The organism is Mariniflexile gromovii, from assembly GCF_017814435.1.
Taxonomy (GTDB): domain Bacteria; phylum Bacteroidota; class Bacteroidia; order Flavobacteriales; family Flavobacteriaceae; genus Mariniflexile; species Mariniflexile gromovii.
Window position 1 is genome coordinate 302,782 of sequence record NZ_JAGJCB010000001.1, and the last position, 20,396, is coordinate 323,177.

Here is a 20,396-nt window from a genome sequence, read left to right on the forward strand (position 1 = left end):
TTTCGTTCAAAGTCAATTATATCCTATAAATTATCATTTATGGAATAGAAAATAGTTATTTTTGATATATGGCAATACAATAAAAATTATTTGTAATTTGACTTTTTTGTAAACATAAAAACCATGGCAAAACAATTATCCCCTTTTACTAAACAGCAACTTTTACCTCAAGAAGAAACCCTGGAAATATTTAAACGTAAGGGAGAATTATTTATTGGGATCCCAAAAGAAACGGCTTTTCAAGAAAAACGGGTTTGTTTAACCCCAGATGCTGTTTTTGCAATTGTTAGTAATGGGCATAGGGTGTTATTGGAATCTGGCGCAGGTGATGGCGCTAATTTTAGCGATAAAGATTATAGTGAAGCTGGTGCCGAAATAACAAATGATACTTCTAAGGTTTTTGCTTGTCCTATGATACTTAAGGTAGAACCGCCAAGTTTAGAACAAATAAAACTCATCAATCCGCAAACAATTTTAATTTCTGCATTGCAAATTAAAACCCAAACTAAAAAATATTTTGAAGCACTTGCCTCAAAACGTATTACAGCTATGGCTTTTGAATTTATTAGAGATTCAGATGGTACCTATCCCGCTGTAAAATCTTTAAGTGAAATAGCAGGTACCGCATCGGTACTTATCGCAGCCGAATTATTATCAGACACCAGAGGTGGCAACGGTTTAATGTTTGGGAACATTAGTGGCGTACCTCCATTAGAAGTTGTTATTTTAGGAGCAGGTACCGTTGGCGAATTTGCAGCAAGAAGTTCCATAGGTCTTGGAGCTAACGTAAAAATATTTGATAATTCCATTACTAAATTAAGACGTATCCAAACACATTTGGGAAGGCCTCTTTTCACATCTACATTGCAACCAAAAAATTTAACTAAAGCTTTAAAACGTTGTGATGTGGTTATTGGAGCCGTAAGGGGCAATAATAGATCGCCCATTATTGTGTCCGAAACTATGGTACAATGCATGAAAAAAGGAGCAATTATTATAGATGTAAGCATAGATATGGGCGGTTGTTTTGAAACCAGCGAGGTTACATCACACAAACAGCCTACATTTGTAAAACATAATGTAGTGCATTATTGCGTTCCTAATATTCCTGCTAGATATTCGCGTACTGCATCGGTATCCATTAGCAATATTTGTACACCTTACCTTTTAAAAATTGCCGAAGATGGTGGTTTAGAAAATTCCCTTCGATTTGATAGAGGTTTAAAAAATGGGTTGTACTTTTACCACGGAATTTTAACTAGTAAATCTGTTGGTGAATGGTTTGATTTGAATTATAGCGATATTAATCTAATTATATTTTAAACAAAAACTTCAAAAGACTAGTTTCTAAAAAACACAAATGACATTATTACAACGTATAGGCTATTATTTAGGAGGTTTTTCTATTGGATTAGTCATATTAGCATTCTTTTTTAACGGCAAAAAAACATCGTGTAGTTATGGCCCTGATTCACGTGTGTTAAAGAACATACGAATGAAAAAAATTGAATATGCCAATGATATTCAAGCGCAGTTACTTAGTAACAATTTAGATTCTGTGGCGGTAAATTATGTGTTAAAAAAAGGAAATATAAATTTTTCTGAAAGTAATGCAAGAGAAAAACCTTGCGGTATTTATTTGATTGAAGGCGATTATAACGATAAAGAAATTGCTTTAACCATTCAAAACTGCGATAGCATTGCTACCATAACCAATTTTAGAACAACAGATTAATGATTGCAAAACGTTGTTTTGATATTATTTTTTCCATCGTTGGATTAATTCTACTTGCTCCATTTTTAATACTCATTGCAATACTTATAAAAATAGATTCCAAAGGGCCTGTTTTATTTATACAAGGACGCGTTGGAAAAAACAATATTGACTTCAATATTTATAAGTTTAGAACCATGCGCATACAATCTGAAACGGGAGGGTTGCTTACTTTAGGGAACCATGATTCTAGAATCACTAAAATAGGTTATTTTTTGCGCCGTTACAAAATTGATGAATTTCCTCAGCTCATTAACATTTTAAAGGGCGATATGAGTTTTGTAGGCCCTAGACCAGAACTTCGTTATTATGTGAATTTTTACAATAAAGAAGATATGGAAATTTTTGTGGTGCGTCCAGGAATTACAGGCCTTGCTTCATTAAAGTACAGAAATGAGGTAGAACTTCTAAAAGCAGCCGAAAATCCTGAAGAATTTTTTATAAAAACCATCATCCCGGATAAGTTGAAATACAACAAAGAATACATAAAAAAGAGAAGTTTTATGTTCGATTTAAAGCTTATCTTCATCACAATTATTAAAGTTGTAACTAAATAGCACTTCCACGGCATTCCACTTGTTTAAATGCAATATTATTACTACTTTGGAAGTGTGTTTTATCCGTAAAAAAGTGCTTCAAAACGAATTTAAATTAAATGACCCAAACAACCCAAATCCACATAAAACAACTTATTGAAAATTCTGGGGTCATGCATTCTAATGGAAACTCTAAACAACCATTTGAGCAGTTTGATTTTTCCAATGAAACGATATTAATTACAGGAGCTGCGGGCTCTATTGGTAGTGAACTTGCAAGGCATATTTTGGTTTGTGATTATAAAAAAATGATCCTTATTGACATTGCCGAATCTCCTCTCTATAACTTAATTAAAGAATTTGAAAATGAAGATTCTAATAAAATTGAATATTTACTATTAAATATTAACGAAATTGAATCTGCTGAATTTCTTTTTGAAACCTATAAGCCAACACTTGTTTTTCATGCCGCCGCTTATAAGCACGTGCCTTTAATGGAATCACATCCTTATGAAGCTGTAAAAACGAATATTTTGGCTACTAAACTATTAGCAGATTTAGCTATAAAATACGATGTTAGAAAATTCATTTTTATTTCTACTGATAAAGCTGTGAACCCCATTAGTGTTATGGGAATGTCAAAACATATTGCAGAAAATTATATCAAAAAATTAGCAATAAAAAGTAATACCCAATTTGCAATAACGCGTTTTGGAAATATTATAGGATCTAGTGGTTCTGTATTGCCTCTTTTTAAAAAACAAATAGATGCGGGCTTACCTTTAACAATTACCAGTAAAACTGTAGCTCGTTATTTTATAGACAAACATAAAGCCTGTAATTTAATATTAAAAATTGCAACTTTTGATGAATTGGAAGGAAGCCTATTCACTTTTAATATGGGAGAACCTGTAAAGTTGATGGATTTAGCAAAGTGTCTTATAAATAATTACGCAAATAATAATTCGGTAAAAATAAAAATTACGGGGTTACGCCCTGGCGAAAAACATGATGAGGATATTATTTCAGAAGATGAATTGTTAGTAGCAACTCCGGATAAAGATATTTTATTGGTAATACAAAAGAACAATAAAAAACCAAAGGAAGTAGATTTAAGTAGTTTACTAAATATTACTCCTTATCAATCGCCTCTAGAAATAAAAAACATCTTAATTAATCATATCTAATCCATTTTAAATTTTTCGGCGCTTTTTCTCTTTGGCTAAAAGTGCCAATTCTCTGCCCGTTTGTCCAGCTACAGAAGTGTTTTCTTCTGCTCGACGTATCAAATAGGGCATCACATCTTTTACAGGGCCAAAAGGCACATACTTGGCTACATTATAACCTTTGTCGGCTAGATTAAAACTAATGTGGTCACTCATTCCATATAATTGCCCAAACCATACTCTAGAATCATTATTTTTTAATTCTTTTTCTGCCATTAAATCCATTAGCAAATAGGAGCTTGCTTCGTTATGGGTTCCAGCAAAAACAGACATACAATCTAAATGATCTATCATATATTTTAGTGCTGCATTGAAATTTTCATCGGTATCTGCTTTCGTTTTACAAATAGGAGATTCATAACCTTTATCTTCTGCCCTATCATTTTCTTTTTCCATATACGCACCTCTCACCAATTTGTAACCAAGAAAATATCCGCCCTCCTTCGCTTTTCTGTGTTCGCTTTTCAAAAAAGTCATCCTATCGTGCCGGTACATTTGAAGCGTGTTAAAAACAATAGGTTTTTCTGTATTGTATTTTTTCATTAATTCAGTAATTAATGCATCAGCAGCATTTTGTATCCAACTTTCTTCTGCATCAATCAAAACAGCTACATTATTATTCTTGGCCTTTTCACAAACGGTCTCAAATCGATCGATAACCTTTTGCCATTCATCCTTTTCTTTATTTGTTAAAGAGTCTCCTTTACTTATTTTTTCGTATAAATAAAAACGCCCAAAGCCCGATGGTTTAAAAACTGCTATAGGAATTGCTTTAATTTCTTTACAGAATTCAATAATATTGAGAACAACATCGCGAGCATAATCAAACTCTTTTTCACTTTCCTTAGCTTCAACTGAAAAGTCTAATACGGAACTCACACCTTTCTTGTACATATTGTTAATAACCGGTAAACAATCTTTTTCATTGACGCCTCCACAAAAATGATCAAATACCGTAGAACGAATTAATCCTTCAATGGGTAAATGTGCTTTCAATGCCAAATTTGTTGCTATTGTACCAATTTTAACCAAAGGCTCTATGGAAATCATTTTAAACAAAAAATAGGCACGCTCTAATTCTGAATCGCTTTTTAAAGCGAAAGCAATTTCAGTATTATCAAAAATCGGAGTGTTTTTTTGCATTATCTTCAATATTTGATGCAAATATAATTAACCACAAGTTATCATTTTATATAAAATCTCCTTAATTTCGTGTTTTAAAAAAAAATAATTATTTCATGGATTCTATAATAACAAACAAGTGTACTATTCATTTTAATAACATTTGCTACTCGTCTCTAAATGAACATCTAAATGATAAAAAATTTTCTAAAATTTTTATTTTAGTTGATGAGAACACACATCAGTTTTGTCTGCCTTATTTTTTGGAAAGGATAGAAACCAATATTGATATTGAAATTATTGAAATAGAATCTGGTGAAATAAACAAAAATATAGAAACCTGTGTAGGTGTTTGGAATACACTTTCTGAATTAAATGCAGACCGCAAAAGCTTGCTAATAAATATTGGCGGGGGTGTTATCACCGATTTGGGAGGTTTTGTAGCTTGTACCTTTAAACGTGGCATTGCATACGTTAATGTACCTACTACCCTATTATCTATGGTAGATGCTTCTGTAGGCGGCAAAACTGGCATTGATTTAGGGCATTTAAAAAATCAAATTGGCGTTATAAGCAACCCTGATTTGGTACTTATTGACACCTATTTTTTAAACACATTACCACAAAACCAAATGCGTTCTGGGTTAGCAGAAATGCTAAAGCATGGGTTAATTAGTGATGAAAATTATTGGAATAAATTTCAAGATTTATCGAAGCTTTCTTTTGATGATTTAGATGAATTAATTTACGAATCTGTGATTATAAAAAAGAATGTTGTTGAAATAGATCCGCTTGAAAACAATCTTCGTAAAACTTTAAATTTTGGGCATACACTTGGCCACGCCATAGAATCTTATTTTTTAAGTAATCCTAAAAAAACCACATTGCTACATGGAGAAGCCATTATTATAGGCATGATTTTAGCTGCATACATTTCAACAGAATTAGCTGGTTTCCCAAAACAGGTTGCTCATAGCATTAAAACGCTATTTGTTGATTATTACGGAAAAGTAACCATTGAAAAATCGGAATACGCCACAATTATTGAATTACTTAAGTACGACAAAAAGAACAACCATGGTAATATCAATTTTGTTTTGTTAGAAAATATTGGAAAACCAAGAATAGATTGTTTAGTTGATGATACTGTTATTATTGATGCGTTCGAATTCTACGCATCTTAAAATTAAAAATGCCCTCCCATAACCTACTTATAAAATGTTACAAATATTCTCTAAAAAGCAATTTTTAAAAGATTTACTAGAAAACTTTGTAGATATACACAATCATATACTACCAGGTATTGATGATGGGGAAAAAAATGTATATAAATCAATAGATTTAATTAAAAAACTTGAAGAATTAGGTGTAAAACACTTTATAGCAACACCGCATATTATGCAAGATTTTTATCCAAATACGAATGAAACTATTGATAATGCATATAAATTGTTGTTGAAGAACTTAAATAAAAAACCTCAAACAGGCATTACTATAAATACTGCTGCCGAATACATGCTGGACAATGAATTTGAGAAAATTTTGGAAGATGGAAATATTTTAACTTTAAAAAGTAATTATGTTCTCATTGAAATGTCATACTTTCAACCACCATTAAATTTAGAACCACTAATTCTTAAAATTAAAACTGAAGGCTATTTACCAGTTTTAGCACATCCCGAACGTTATGGATTTTACCACAACAGTCTTGATTATTACGATAGGTTAAAACAATTAGGATGTTTATTTCAACTTAACTTATTGTCTTTAAGTGAATATTATGGTAATAGTGTTGAAAAAACTGCTAATTACCTAATAAATAAAAATCTTATAGATTTTGTTGCTACAGACGCTCATAATTCATTACAAATTGAAAAGCTCTCCAATTTAGTTTTGAACAAAAAAACTTCAGAAAAAATATTGTCTTTAATTAATAATACGAATACAACATTTTCCATTATTTAAAAATTTTCTTAAATAAGCTTTTCTTTTCATGGTCACCGTAATAGCCATATTTGGCACCATAACCAAAGTTAGCTTGATCCACATCATTTACAACTAACATCATACCATTAAGTTTTTTATTAGCGTGAAGTTCTTTTGCAAAGTTTAGAATTCTTTTTTCAGTATAACCTGCTCTGGTTAAATATATAGTGTGTCCTGCATATTGGCTAATCAACAAAGTATCAGTAACCAGCATTGCAGGTGCAGTGTCTACTACTACAAAATCATATTGACCAGATACATAATCAAATAATTCTTTAATTCTGTCACTCATTAATAATTCAGCTGGATTTGGTGGTATTTTCCCAGAAACTATTATATCTAAGTCAATATCGTTAATAGTATAGGTATATATAGTTTCTTTTACTGATACTGATTTATCGACTATAAACTCTGTTAATCCAACAACATCATTCTGTTCTTTACTATGAGTTTTAATAAAACTCTGGATTTTTGGATTTCTGATGTCTCCTCCAATTAGTAAAACTTTTTTATTTGTATTAGACATAGTCAAAGCAGTATTAAGACTAAAAAATGACTTCCCTTCACCATTAATTGTAGATGTTACAAATATTACATTGTCATAGTTTTCTATATTTCTACCTCGTCTAACATATTCAAAATTAGTCCTCAAAATTCTAAAAGATTCAGATAAAATAGATCGATCATTTCTTTCTACTAAAAGTTTTTCAGAAGCTTTTAAAGTATTTTTAATTCTAGGTATTTCACCTAAAATGGTTATATTCTTAAATTCTCTATCTAAATCTTCCTTATTATGAATTTTGTTATCTAACAAATCCTTAACATAAATTATCCCAAAAGGAATTATCAATCCTAAAAATAAGGCAGCTGTATATATTATTTTTTTGTTTGGAGATACAGGGCTCCCTGAACTAAAGGCTTGATCAATAACTTTAGAACTTGGGGACGTAGCGGTTAACGAGATGGCAGCTTCTTCTCTTTTCTCTAACAAATATAAGTAAAGTTGTTCTTTGATACCTTGTTTACGTTCTATACCCCGTAATTTACTTTCCTGGCCAGGAACTGAAAATAATTTAGAGTTAAACTTGTTCGATTGATTTTCTAAACTACTGATTTGAATTCCTAATGATTTTTTCGAATTTGTGATACTTCGGTTTAGGTTCTCTTTAATACTTCTTAAATTTTGATCTAATTGTATAACAACAGAGTTTTTTTCTCCAGCACTTTTTAATAACCGGTCGCGTTCACTTATCAATTCATTATATTTTGTTGATAGTGCTGCAATAGCTGGATCTCCCAAACCTAAATTTGCAGGAATTGGAGCGTAAGAATTAACATCGCCTAAAGCCGAATCCATATAATTTAGTTGACGTAATTGCATTTTAGATTGTTCAAGCAATTGTTCATTCTCCATACTGCTTGATGACAACTGTGTAGCTTCAGATACTACATCAGTGACTTTATTTCCTGTCTTAAAACGAACAATACTGTCATCAACGCCCAATAAATCTTTAGCAATCAAACTAATACGCTCATCTATGAACTTTGCGGTATTTATAGACTTTATGTTTTTTTGATTTAAAGTAGCTTCATTATACTTTGTTATTAAAGTGTTTATAATATCCTTAGCTTTATCGACAATAGGATCTTGAATTTGAATATTTATTATTTTTGAAGATGCTTTTTCTTGAAAAACAACAACTCTATTTTTTAAAGATTCCGCAATTGCCCTAACAGGAGTTATTTGAGTTCGCATTTCAATATCAAAATTCCCACTTAAATCCAAATGACTTGGAGTAATAATCATTCCTCCAAAAAATGTGGGTATTTTTTCACCAAACTCAACTTTTTTTGGAGCATCGTCTTCATTTAACTTATATTCAAAATATGTATCGGATATAATCTTAGTATAAAAACTAAAACTAGTTTGGTCTATAATTGAATCTGATGCAATAAAATTGATGTGTATAGGCGTATTTTTATAAATTTCAGAAGTATAAATACGTCCTTCGGCATAATGTGTAATGTTTAAGTGTAAATCTTTAACTATATTTCTAAAAAAATCGATAGACATTATAACGCCTATTTCATCTTCAACCTTTGCATCTTCCTTTTCAGAAAAAAAAGGTAAATCTTTAAATGCAGCGTTGGCACCTGTTGCTTCCCCATCACTCAAAAGCATTATTTTAGCAGTAGCTAAATACTCTGGTGTTGTATAGCGCAATTTAAAGTATGCAATACTCAAGCAAATTAAAACACTCAGTACAAACCAAAACCAACGTTTGATATAAGGAGCAACTGTTTTTCTTAAATTAAATTGATTTGTGGAAATAATGGTATCCGATAAATTATTGAAGTCAGTCATAAAAACCTAATTTCTTGTAACAAAAATAAGTGCTGTAGTTAAAATGAATGATGTAATTGTAATTATAGTACTTACTCTAGAATCACCAGAGGCATTACTAATAGAGGAATTATTTGGCTCTACATACACATAATCATTTTGTGTTAAATAATAAACAGGTGAATTAAACACTTCTTTACTAGTTAAATCTATACGTGTATAAGTTTTAGCACCATTAAAATCTCTAACAACCAGCACATTATCTCTTCTACCTTTAATTGTTAAGTCCCCTGCCATTCCTAATGCCTCAAGTATTGAGATACGTTCTCCTGAAACAGGATAGACTCCAGGTGAAGCTACTTCTCCTGCAACTGTGATTCTAAAATTTACAAAACGTATCATAACAACAGGATCCTTAAGTAATTGACCTTCTGAAAATTTTTTCTTAAAAAGTTCTTTCGCATCCTCTATTGTTAATCCTGCCAATTTAATTTTACCTAAAACAGGATAATCAATATTACCCTCAGAATCAATAAGATAATCTATTAATTGACCGCCATTTCCGCTTTGAATCACTATGTTATAGGGTTGTGTAACTGTTTGGTCTAAAGTAGATACATAAATACTAATAACATCGCCAGTTTTAAGTTTAGCTTTAAAGGTATCAGTATCCACAATTGTTTCAAAACTTTTTGCGTTTTGAAAATATACAACATCTTTCTTAGTTGTGCAAGATGTTAAAAACAAAGCAATAAAAAATACAACAAGCTGGTTGGTTTTAAAAAGTCTAATCATTGGGTATATATTAATTTGGGGGGAAAATACTAATTTTTTTGCTTACTTAAGCATTACCGTATGTTTTGTCTGTTTTGTCACTCAAAATTTCCTTAACTTTTTTATAGATTTGAACTTTTTTATCAAAACGTTCGTAATCCGAATTATTAGATTTATACTCAGGAATTAAACGCTTCATTTTCATGACAATATTGTTATTTTGAAAACGATTAGTTATACATAATTCTTCAATTTCAGATTTCACAGAGGCATAATCAAGTTCTCTTGTTTTACTTATCATTATTTTTTTATGATAAGTAGATAATGTGTTTTCACCATTAGCCAATAATTCTTCATAAAGTTTTTCTCCTGGACGTAATCCTGTAATTATAATATCAATATCTTCTGGAAAATTAAGACCAGATAATTTTATCATATTCTTCGCAAGGTCATAAATTTTAACAGATTCACCCATGTCAAAAATAAATATTTCTCCACCTTTACCCATCGTACCAGCTTCCAATACTAATTGGGCAGCTTCAGGGATGGTCATGAAATATCTTGTTATATCTTTATGCGTCAAAGTTAAAGGACCACCATTCTCAATTTGTTTTTTAAACAAAGGAATAACAGATCCATTAGAACCCAATACATTACCAAAACGAGTAGTAATAAACTTCGTTTTACTTTCTTTTTGCAAACAGCTAATATACATTTCAGCCATTCGCTTGGTAGCTCCCATAACGCTAGTTGGGTTTACTGCTTTATCTGTAGAAACAAAAACAAATTTCTTAACATTGTAGCGAGAAGATGTATCTGCTAAAAGCTTAGTTCCATTAACATTAATTTTAATAGCTTCATATGGAGAATGTTCCATTAAGGGTACATGCTTATATGCAGCTGCATGAAATACCATCGTTGGCTTATATTCTTGAAAAATGGCATCAATCCTCAAACCATCACGTATATCGGCTACTATGGTAACAAAGTTATGTTTTCCATCGCGAATTAAATCTTGTTGCACATCGTATAAAGGTGATTCTGCTTGGTCTACAAGTATCAATTTCTTTACATCAAAATTAGCTAATTGCTTAACTAGCTCACTACCAATAGAACCAGCTGCACCAGTGATTAGCACAGTTTCTCCTTTAAATTCATTTAAAAGATTAGGGTTATCAATTTGTATAGGAGCGCGCCCCAATAAATCTTCTATTTGTACCTGTTTAATTTGACGAACATTTAATTCTCCATTTATCCAATTTTCAATTGGTGGAACTTTTGTTACTTTCACATCTAAACCAACTAAACTAATCAGTCTATCCTTATTAATATTTTCAGATGTTACAATAATTTCATCAATATTATTTAACTCAACATACTCTTGGGTAATTCTATTCTTATTTAAAATTGAAATTCCATTAATTGATTTTCCATTTTTACTTGAGTTATCATCAATAAAGCCTATAACCTCAAATTTTTCCTTAACATTACTTATTAAAGCATTATAGGTTACAATACCTGAATCTCCCACACCATAAATAAGAACTCGTTTAGATGCAACATATTTACATTTTAAATAATTGTATCCCATTTTAAAAAGGAGGCGGCTAGAACTTAATAACACAAAACTTAGTAGTGCATGCATTACTAATATTGACAATGGTATTGTAAAACCTTTAATTAAGTCAATCTCTCTATTTATTAGGACAAATAAAACGGTTAGTATTGACATAAAAGATACCGACTTAAATAGATTAACTACATCGGTAAACCCCGTATGTCTTATAACACTTTTAAAGGATCCAAATACTAAAAAGCTTGTGGATGCAACTATTAAAATAAAAGGTAATTGAAATAAAAATTGGTTTAAATCAAAATTTAAAGTGAAATTAAATCTCACAAAATAAGAAGCGCAAAATGTAATTAAAACTATTGTTAAATCAATAGCAAAAACTAACCATTTTGAGGCGTATTTTTGAGAAAGATAGGTAAAATAATTATTTATCATAGGTTTGGGGTTTTTGAAATTGTATCTAAAATCCTGTCTAGATCTTCTCGATCTAAATTGGATCCACTTGGTAAGCAAAGTCCTTTATCAAAAAGTTCTTCAGCTGTTCCGTCTGTAAAATGTAAGCAATCTTTAAAAATTGGTTGCATATGCATCGGTTTCCATAAAGGTCTTGACTCAATATCTTCTTCCAAAAGATTTAGTCTTATTTGTTCTCTCAGTTCGAATGAACTTGTTTTAATACAAGTAAGCCATCTGTTAGAAAATAAACCTTTTGGTTCATCTAAAAATGAGATGGAATTATATTTTGATAAATTTTCTTTGTAAAAGTTATAATTATTTCTTCTAGCATTAACCCTTTCATCAAGCACTTCCATCTGTCCTCTGCCTATACCTGCTAAAACATTGCTCATTCTATAATTAAATCCTATTGATGAATGCTCATAATGAGGTTTATTATCTCTTGCTTGAGTAGCCAAAAAGACTGCTTTGTTTTTTAATTCTAAATTATGGGTTATAAGCGCACCTCCGCCAGATGTTGTAATTATTTTATTGCCATTAAATGATAAAATGCCAATATCAGAAAGTGACCCACAAGCTTTGTTATTATAAGTACTACCTAAAGCTTCTGCACTATCTTCTATAACAGGTATTTCGTATTTTTTAGCTATTGCATTGATTTCATTAGCCTTGTAAGGCATACCATACAAATGAACAGCTATAATGGCTTTAGGTTTTTTATATTTTTCAATTCTGTCTCTTATAGCAATTTCGAGTAATTCAGGAGACATATTCCATGTTTCAGATTCGCTATCAATAAAAACAGGCGTTGCTCCTTGGTAAACTATTGGGTTTGCTGAAGCTGAAAATGTAAAACTTTGGCATAATACTTCATCTCCTTTTGAAACATTTAGTATTTGTAGCGCCAAATGTATAGATGCTGTTCCTGAGCTTAGTACAGCAACTTGAGAATTATTTCCTAAATAATGTTGTATATCTTTTTCAAAACCATCAACGTTAGGTCCTAATGGAGCAATCCAATTAGTATCAAACGCTTCGTTAACAAACTTTTGTTCAGAACCACCCATGTGAGGTGATGATAAGTATATTTTAGTTTTAGTCAACATTTTAATTTATTTCGATTAAAAATAGCGCATAAAACTCTGCCTTAGCGTAAACTAAGGTGTTTGAAATATCCATCTGTTTTTTTTGATTATTCCCTCTTTTGCACATAAAACAAAATTCTTTTAATTATTAGCTTAATTATAATTGATACTAAATGTTTTTAATATTTTATCTATTTAATAGAATAAAATTGAGAGTCAAAAATATTTCATTATCATTTATACAATTAAATTTTAATATGCTACTAATCAATTCAATTTTGTATATAACGTTGTAAATTTAGTAATTGTTTTTAATGAAAAAGACAAGTATTAAGTTAATTCGCTAAAAGAGTAATTAAAATCGGTTAAATACCATATGTTGAATAATTCGCAGTAAAAATTTACACATTATCGATTTACATAGCATTAATTACAACAAAATAATCAAATTCACAATAAATTCACATTTTTATTATTAATGAATTACAATATTTTATGCGATTTTGAATTTCATCGGCAAAATCATAACATTAGTATGATAGTTAATATATCTTAACATTTTTTTTACAATATTTGTAAAGCTATTATTGATTCCAAATCTAAAAAATGACCAATCAACAACTAAAAACATTAAGCAATAAGACTGTTCTGGTTACTGGAGGAGCTGGTTTTATAGGTTCTAATTTATGTGAAAGCTTATTAAACCATAAAATTCAAGTAGTCTGTTTAGATAATTTTTCTACGGGTAAACTACAAAATATTGAACCTTTTTTAAAAAACAACTTGTTTACATTAATAGAAGGAGACATTCGAAATCTAGAAGATTGCAAAAAGGCCTGTAACAACATAGATTATGTGTTACATGAAGCTGCATTAGGTTCTGTACCACGTTCAATAAAAGATCCTATTACAACAAATGATGTGAATGTATCAGGGTTTTTAAATATGCTAGTAGCCGCAAGAGATGCTGGAGTGAAGCGATTTGTATATGCGGCAAGTTCTTCAACCTATGGCGATCATGAAGCCCTACCTAAAGTGGAAGAAACTATTGGTAAACCTTTATCTCCTTATGCCATTACAAAATACGTGAATGAGTTATATGCCGATATTTTCCATACTACTTATAATTTTGATACCATTGGTTTAAGGTATTTCAACGTTTTTGGCAAACGTCAAGATCCCAATGGGGCTTACGCCGCTGTAATACCAAAATTTGTTCAACAATTTATCAGTCATGAATCGCCTGTTATCAATGGAGATGGGAGTTATTCTAGAGACTTCACATTTATTGACAATGTTGTACAAATGAATATCAATGCCTTAACTACTGAAAATAAAGAGGCTTTAAATACAGTTTATAATGTAGCCTATGGAGAAAGAACAACACTCTTAGAATTGACCAATTTGTTAAAAACCTATTTATCTGAATTTGATGAGGCTATTAAAAGTGTTGAAATTAAACATCGTGATAACAGACAGGGCGACATCCCTCATTCTCTAGCATCTATAAATAAAGCTAAAGACTTACTAGATTACAACCCTAAATACAATATTAAGAACGGACTAAAAGAAGCGGTTTCCTGGTATTGGGAGAATTTAAAATAACTATTATTTGCATTAAAATAGAATATGGAAGACATTAAAATTGCAGTCATAGGCTTAGGATATGTAGGATTGCCTTTAGCAAGACTTTTCGCAACAAAATACGCCGTGGTAGGTTTTGATATTAACCAAAAAAGGATAAACGAATTACAATCAGGTAAAGATGTTACTCTAGAGGTAGAAGAAACTGTTTTACAATCGGTTTTAAAGAAAAACCCAAATAATGATTTGGGATTATACTGCTCTTCAAATCTAGAAGACATTAAAGATTGCAATTATTATATCGTTACTGTCCCTACTCCTATTGATAAAAATAATAGACCAGACTTGACACCTCTTTATAAATCGAGCGAAACGGTCGCTAAAGTTTTAAAGAAAAATGATATTGTTATTTATGAATCCACAGTTTACCCAGGAGTAACTGAAGATGAATGCGTTCCTGTTCTTGAAAAATTAAGTGGATTAAAGTTTAATCAAGATTTTTATGCGGGTTATTCACCTGAGCGCATCAACCCGGGTGACAAACTACATACCGTTGATAAAATCTTAAAAGTCACAGCTGGTTCAACGCCGGAAATAGGTAAAAAAGTAAATGCCTTATATGCCAGTGTTATTACGGCAGGAACACACCTTGCGCCTACCATTAAAGTAGCTGAAGCGGCGAAAGTGATTGAAAATTCGCAACGCGATATTAACATTGCTTTTGTAAACGAATTAGCTAAAATTTTTAATTTAATGAATATAGATACCCACGCTGTACTTGAAGCTGCAGGTACCAAATGGAACTTTTTACCGTTTAGACCAGGTTTAGTTGGTGGACATTGTATTGGGGTTGATCCTTATTATTTAGCACAAAAAGCACAAGAAGTTGGTTATCATCCCGAGATCATTCTTGCAGGTCGTCGTGTTAACGATAGCATGGGCCAATATGTAGCTTCGGAGGTAATCAAATTAATGGTACATAACGACATTCATATCAAAGGGGCCAAAATTCTAAATCTCGGAATAACTTTTAAAGAAAACTGTCCAGATGTACGTAACACCAAAGCGGTTGATGTGATAAATCAATTAAAAAGTTATGGGACTGAAGTTACCATACATGACCCATGGGCTAATCCTGATGAGGTTATGCTCGAATATGGCTTACAAACAACAAAAAAAATACCAAATGAGAAGTTTGATGCGATTGTTTTAACTGTAGCCCATAATGAGTTTCTTGAAGAAATTTTATCTTCTTTTTTAAAAAAGGATGGTGTTTTATATGATGTTAAAGGAATTTTAAAATGCAAAGTAACTGGTAAACTATAAAATAGTAAATCTGAAAATTTTCATATATTAGATTTTGTAAAATTTATTTGGCTCATATTCTAGGTGCTGACAAAAATTTTATGCTGAGACTTCTTTAATTTTAATACTCAATATAACAAAATTTTTAAAGCATAGGAGTGAACAAAATTTATGAGGTAATAATTATAAATATTCTAAAAAAATAACATGACGTTAAAAAAGCAAGCTCTATCAGGGGTATACTGGACTTTTATACAAGAGTCCAGTTCTCAAGTTATCTCTTTTATAGTTTCAATAATATTAGCACGTTTATTATTGCCTTCAGAGTTTGGCTTAATTGCAATGATTGGAATTTTTATGGGTATTGGACATACTTTAATTGGTAGTGGGTTAAGTCAATCATTAATCCGAACTGAAAATCCTGATGACGAAGATTATTCCACTGTATTTATTTTTAATTTAGTTGGCAGTATAGTTATATATATTTTTTTTTATTTTTTAGCTCCATTTATTGCTTCCTTTTATAATCAAGACATTTTAACTTCAATTATTAGAGTCTATTGTATAACGTTTATTATAAACGCATTTTCTGCTATACAAATAGCTAGACTGTTAAAACAATTGGATTTTAAAACACAATTGATAGTAGCAATACCGTCATTAATAGTTAGCAGTATTACTGGTATTTCTATGGCTTATTATGGGTTTGGGGTTTGGAGTTTAGTTTGGAATACTATTGCAGGAACTTTAGTTGCAAATATTCAATTATGGTATTCTACAAAATGGAGGCCTTCATTGTCTTTTAGTAAGAAGAAATTCAAGTATCATTTTAATTATGGATATAAATTAACAGTTTCAAGCTTATTAGACATTACCTTTTTAAATGTTTACACCATTATAATCGGACGTTTTTTTCCTTTAGCTCAGGTGGGTTATTATAATAGAGCAGAATCACTTAAACAAATACCTGTGAGCAATATTACTAATATAATAAATAAAGTTACTTTCCCGATGTTTTCAAGTATTCAGAATGATAACATCAGATTAAAAAATGTTTATAAACAAATTATGCAAATGGTAATATATATTATATCACCCGTTTTAATTTTTATGGGTGTTTTGGCAGAACCTTTGTTTAGATTACTTTTAACAGAAAAATGGCTTCCTGCCGTTCCTTATTTCCAAATATTATGTTTTAATGGTATACTATATCCAATACATTCTTACAATTTAAATATCTTAAAAATAAAAGGGAGAAGTGATCTTTATTTAAAATTAGAGATCATAAAAAAAATATTAATAGTTTTAGTGGTAGGCATTACATTTCAATTTGGGATATATGGACTTCTATATGGCAGTGTTTTTTTATCTATCTTGGCTTTTTTCATTAACACTTATTACTCTGGTAAGTTAATTAATTATAATATATGGGAACAAACTAAAGATATAACACCTACAATTTTTATAGCCTTAATTTGTGGAGGCATAATTTTTTTATTTGACTTTTATATTAAAAATCTTATTTCATATGATATATTAAGATTAATATTAGGGAGTTTGTTAGGAAGTCTCTCTTTTTTAGGAATTACCTATATGTTAAAATTTGATTCATTAAAAGAAATACTTTTATTAATTAAAAAGAAATGAAATCAAACAAATTAAAAATTTTAATAGCCTCTAATGGCATTTTTTCATCAATACATGGCGGTTTAGAGCGCACTACTGTCAATTTGGTCAGGTATCTTTCTCAACAAAATAATATTGAATGTTTTACTCTTTTTAATAAGTATGTAGATAATATTGATAATGTTGTGAATTTCTGTTTCATCATCGAAAATCATATCAAATTAAAAGAGATCATTTTAACCAATGATATTGATGTTATTTTATTTCCAGGTGGGCCTTGGTATAGCATTATTGCTGAAGAAGCTGTTAAAGACACCAAATGCAAAATTATTTGTGCCTATCATTCCAAACCAGGGCATGAAATTTTAGTTTTAAAAAGTGGACTAAAAAAACAAATAGAAATAGAAAAAAACGTCATTAAAAAACTTTATAAATTTTCAAAACTCTTATTTTTTCCCTTATATCGTTATTATAAGATATTAAATTTCCGTAAACAGTTTCAGTTGGGATATGATTGTTCAGACGCATTTGTTTTGCTTTCAGATAATTTTAAAAATGATTTCAAAAAATATTATAATCTTTCTGACTCAAAAAAAATCACTGCAATTGGTAACGCCCTATCATTCGATTATTTCGCTTCTAAAACTGATATAGATAAAAAAAGCAAAACCATTTTAGTTGCAGCCAGATTAGATGAATCTCATAAAAGGATTAGCCTTATAATTAAAGTTTGGAAAAGATTATTTGAGAAAAACCAAGATTGGAACCTGATAGTTATTGGAGATGGACCAGATAGAGATTATTATAATAATCTTATAAAAAAATGGAATTTAACAAGAATTCAACTATTAGGAATTCAAGACCCTTTAGTTTTCTATAAAGATGCTTCAATATTTTTAATGACTTCCGCTATGGAAGGATGGGGAATGACATTAACAGAATCACTTCAAACTGGCTGTGTTGCTATTGCTATGGATACTTTTGTTACGTTACACGAAATTATAAGAAATGGAGAAACTGGATTTATTATAAAAGATATGGATTTAAGAACTTATTCAGAAAAAGTCCAATACTTAATTGATAATGCAGAAATACGACAAAAGATGGCTCTCAATGCTGTGAAAAGTAGTTATCAATTTAAAATTGACACTGTTGGAAAAAAATGGGTGGATCTTTTTTTCTATGTAAATAAAGATTCAGATGAAAAATAAAGTAAGAATATTGTTATGGCGAATTTTAGGGTTTGACTATCAAACTTTACTTAGAAAAACTGATTATGTATTGTTAAAGGATGACAGTTACACTTCTAAGGGAAACCGTACCTATGATAATGGAGCTCGAGTTTGGAGATGGACTAACTCTTTATTAACTATCGGAAATTATTGCAGTATAGCACACAATGTTAATTTTATAATGGATGAAGGTTTTCATAATGCTTCTAAAATAACTAATTTCCCGTTAATTGACAATTTATTTAAAAACGAATTAACATTGCCGAATGGACGTTTAAAAAAGGATGTTTTAAATGAAGTTAAACAAAAACAAGGTATTACCATTGGAAATGATGTTTGGATTGGTATGGGCGCATACATTATGCCAGGGGTAATAATAGGCAATGGTGCAACAATTGGATCAAATTCTGTTGTAACAAAAAATGTTCCAGACTATGCCATAGTTGCTGGAAGCCCTGCCAAAATAATTAAATTGAAACATGACGAAGAAATCATTAAAAAGCTTAACGAAATTGCTTGGTGGGATTGGAATGTAGATACTATAAAAGAGCGTATTGAAGATTTTAATTTATCTATTGAACACTTTGTAAATAAATACTATAATAAAAAATGCTAAATATCGTATTTGTAATAGAATCTCTTCAATGTGGTGGAGCTGAAAAAAGCTTAACTACCCTTTTACAAAATTTCGATTTCACTAAGTATAAAGTTGATTTAATTCTATTTAATAAAGGTGGTGAGTTTGAAAAATTTATTCCAAAAGAAGTAAATGTAATTTACAAACCCCATTTTGGAAATACTAATTTTTTAACTAAATTACTAAAGCGTATTCAATTTTGGAATGTAAAAAAACACCAAAAGAACAAGAATTATCATGGTGCACAACTTTATTGGAAAGTTTTTGGATCAATTATAACTGTTCACACAAAAAAATACGACGTTGCCTTAGCATATAATCAAGGTTTTTCTACTTATTATGTTGCTGAAAAAGTAACAGCCCTAAGAAAATTTTCTTGGTTAAATACCGATTACAATAAAGCGGGGTACAATATTAATTTTGATTATAAGTATTATAGTAATTTCAATAGAATTGTCTGTGTTTCTAAAGAATGTGAATTGTCGCTTCAAAATGAAGCTGCCATTGTTAAGAAAACTTTACCAACCACCATTATAAAAGATATTTCAGATGAATTATTAATAAGCAAAATGAGTCTTGAAAATAACGGCTTAAACAAAGAGAATAATACAATTAAATTATTAACAGTTGGCCGATTGGCTAAAGCCAAAGGATATACTTTGGCTATAGGGGCTTGTAAAATTTTAATTGATAAAGGAAAAAATATAAAATGGTATGTAATAGGTTCTGGACCAGAACTAGAAAATATCGAAAAATTAATTGTGAAGAGTGGTGTAAGAGATCATTTTATTCTTTTAGGATACAGAGAAAACCCTTATCCATATATTAAAACCTGCGATATATATGTGCAAACCTCTTTGTTTGAAGGATTGGGTTTAACTGTAATAGAAGCAGCGATTTTAAAAAAACCAATAGTTACTACCAACTTTCCCACAGCATCAGGAATAATCACCCATAATGAAACTGGGCTTATTTGTGATATGACAACTAAGGCTATTGCTAATAATATTGAACTTTTAATAAATGATGAATGTCTTATAAATAAATTTATCAAAAATTTATCAAAAATCAAAAATCAAGATAAAACCCAATCTCTAATAAAAATCAAAGAATTACTCTCCCTTAACTATAATTAA

Annotated in this window: 17 protein-coding genes; 12 read left to right on the forward strand and 5 right to left on the reverse strand. The window is 30.2% G+C overall.

Going from position 1 to position 20,396, the window contains the following annotated elements:
* Positions 1-123: 123 nt before the first annotated feature.
* The 4 genes from J8H85_RS01325 to J8H85_RS01340 all read left to right on the forward strand — a co-directional run bounded on the left by J8H85_RS01325 (position 124) and on the right by J8H85_RS01340 (position 3,497).
* Positions 124-1,323 (forward strand): alanine dehydrogenase, encoded by a 1,200-nt coding sequence (locus tag J8H85_RS01325; protein ID WP_209651881.1) that lies wholly within the window; start codon positions 124-126, stop codon positions 1,321-1,323.
* A gap of 37 nt (positions 1,324-1,360) precedes the next feature.
* Positions 1,361-1,735: a hypothetical protein gene (locus tag J8H85_RS01330; protein WP_209651883.1), complete on the forward strand. Its 375-nt coding sequence runs from the start codon at positions 1,361-1,363 to the stop codon at positions 1,733-1,735.
* Complete coding sequence (locus J8H85_RS01335; protein WP_245243706.1) at positions 1,735-2,331, forward strand: sugar transferase; 597 nt, start codon at positions 1,735-1,737, stop codon at positions 2,329-2,331. Before J8H85_RS01330 ends, J8H85_RS01335 begins: the two co-directional genes overlap by 1 nt.
* A gap of 98 nt (positions 2,332-2,429) precedes the next feature.
* On the forward strand, positions 2,430-3,497 hold the full coding sequence (locus J8H85_RS01340) for a polysaccharide biosynthesis protein (RefSeq protein WP_209651885.1): 1,068 nt from the start codon (positions 2,430-2,432) through the stop codon (positions 3,495-3,497).
* A gap of 6 nt (positions 3,498-3,503) precedes the next feature.
* Here the strand turns inward: J8H85_RS01340 and J8H85_RS01345 are convergent, their stop codons facing one another.
* Positions 3,504-4,679 (reverse strand): proline dehydrogenase family protein, encoded by a 1,176-nt coding sequence (locus tag J8H85_RS01345; protein WP_209651887.1) that lies wholly within the window; start codon positions 4,677-4,679, stop codon positions 3,504-3,506.
* A gap of 95 nt (positions 4,680-4,774) precedes the next feature.
* On the opposite strand from J8H85_RS01345, the gene aroB reads away from it, so the two are divergent.
* Both aroB and J8H85_RS01355 read left to right on the forward strand, forming a co-directional pair.
* The gene (aroB, locus tag J8H85_RS01350; RefSeq protein WP_209651888.1) at positions 4,775-5,842 is read left to right on the forward strand and encodes a 3-dehydroquinate synthase; all 1,068 of its coding nucleotides are present in this window, start codon (positions 4,775-4,777) and stop codon (positions 5,840-5,842) included.
* Positions 5,843-5,876: 34 nt separating this feature from the next.
* On the forward strand, positions 5,877-6,623 hold the full coding sequence (locus J8H85_RS01355) for a tyrosine-protein phosphatase (protein ID WP_209651890.1): 747 nt from the start codon (positions 5,877-5,879) through the stop codon (positions 6,621-6,623).
* Here the strand turns inward: J8H85_RS01355 and J8H85_RS01360 are convergent.
* The 4 genes from J8H85_RS01360 to J8H85_RS01375 are packed head-to-tail and all read right to left on the reverse strand — an operon-like array spanning position 6,616 to position 12,897.
* Positions 6,616-9,009, reverse strand: coding sequence for a GumC family protein (locus tag J8H85_RS01360; protein WP_209651892.1), 2,394 nt, complete (start codon positions 9,007-9,009; stop codon positions 6,616-6,618). The genes J8H85_RS01355 and J8H85_RS01360 overlap by 8 nt on opposite strands.
* 6 nt (positions 9,010-9,015) lie before the next feature.
* Positions 9,016-9,783 carry a polysaccharide biosynthesis/export family protein gene (locus J8H85_RS01365; protein ID WP_209651894.1) on the reverse strand — a complete coding sequence of 256 codons (768 nt, stop codon included), beginning with the start codon at positions 9,781-9,783 and terminating at the stop codon, positions 9,016-9,018.
* A 46-nt stretch (positions 9,784-9,829) separates the two neighbouring features.
* Positions 9,830-11,770, reverse strand: a complete 1,941-nt coding sequence (locus tag J8H85_RS01370; protein ID WP_209651896.1) for a polysaccharide biosynthesis protein — start codon at positions 11,768-11,770, stop codon at positions 9,830-9,832.
* Positions 11,767-12,897: an aminotransferase class I/II-fold pyridoxal phosphate-dependent enzyme gene (locus tag J8H85_RS01375; RefSeq protein ID WP_209651898.1), complete on the reverse strand. Its 1,131-nt coding sequence runs from the start codon at positions 12,895-12,897 to the stop codon at positions 11,767-11,769. The genes J8H85_RS01370 and J8H85_RS01375 overlap by 4 nt, the downstream gene beginning before the upstream one ends.
* 585 nt (positions 12,898-13,482) lie before the next feature.
* On the opposite strand from J8H85_RS01375, the gene J8H85_RS01380 reads away from it, so the two are divergent.
* The 6 genes from J8H85_RS01380 to J8H85_RS01405 all read left to right on the forward strand — a co-directional run bounded on the left by J8H85_RS01380 (position 13,483) and on the right by J8H85_RS01405 (position 20,396).
* Entirely contained in the window at positions 13,483-14,481 is a 999-nt protein-coding gene (locus J8H85_RS01380) for an SDR family oxidoreductase (protein ID WP_209651900.1), read from the forward strand.
* A 24-nt stretch (positions 14,482-14,505) separates the two neighbouring features.
* On the forward strand, positions 14,506-15,786 hold the full coding sequence (locus J8H85_RS01385; protein WP_209651902.1) for a nucleotide sugar dehydrogenase: 1,281 nt from the start codon (positions 14,506-14,508) through the stop codon (positions 15,784-15,786).
* A 186-nt stretch (positions 15,787-15,972) separates the two neighbouring features.
* Positions 15,973-17,412 (forward strand): lipopolysaccharide biosynthesis protein, encoded by a 1,440-nt coding sequence (locus tag J8H85_RS01390; RefSeq protein ID WP_209651904.1) that lies wholly within the window; start codon positions 15,973-15,975, stop codon positions 17,410-17,412.
* Entirely contained in the window at positions 17,409-18,602 is a 1,194-nt protein-coding gene (locus J8H85_RS01395; protein WP_209651906.1) for a glycosyltransferase, read from the forward strand. The genes J8H85_RS01390 and J8H85_RS01395 overlap by 4 nt, the downstream gene beginning before the upstream one ends.
* The gene (locus J8H85_RS01400; RefSeq protein ID WP_209651908.1) at positions 18,592-19,239 is read left to right on the forward strand and encodes a CatB-related O-acetyltransferase; all 648 of its coding nucleotides are present in this window, start codon (positions 18,592-18,594) and stop codon (positions 19,237-19,239) included. Before J8H85_RS01395 ends, J8H85_RS01400 begins: the two co-directional genes overlap by 11 nt.
* The gene (locus tag J8H85_RS01405) at positions 19,233-20,396 is read left to right on the forward strand and encodes a glycosyltransferase (RefSeq protein ID WP_209651910.1); all 1,164 of its coding nucleotides are present in this window, start codon (positions 19,233-19,235) and stop codon (positions 20,394-20,396) included. The genes J8H85_RS01400 and J8H85_RS01405 overlap by 7 nt, the downstream gene beginning before the upstream one ends.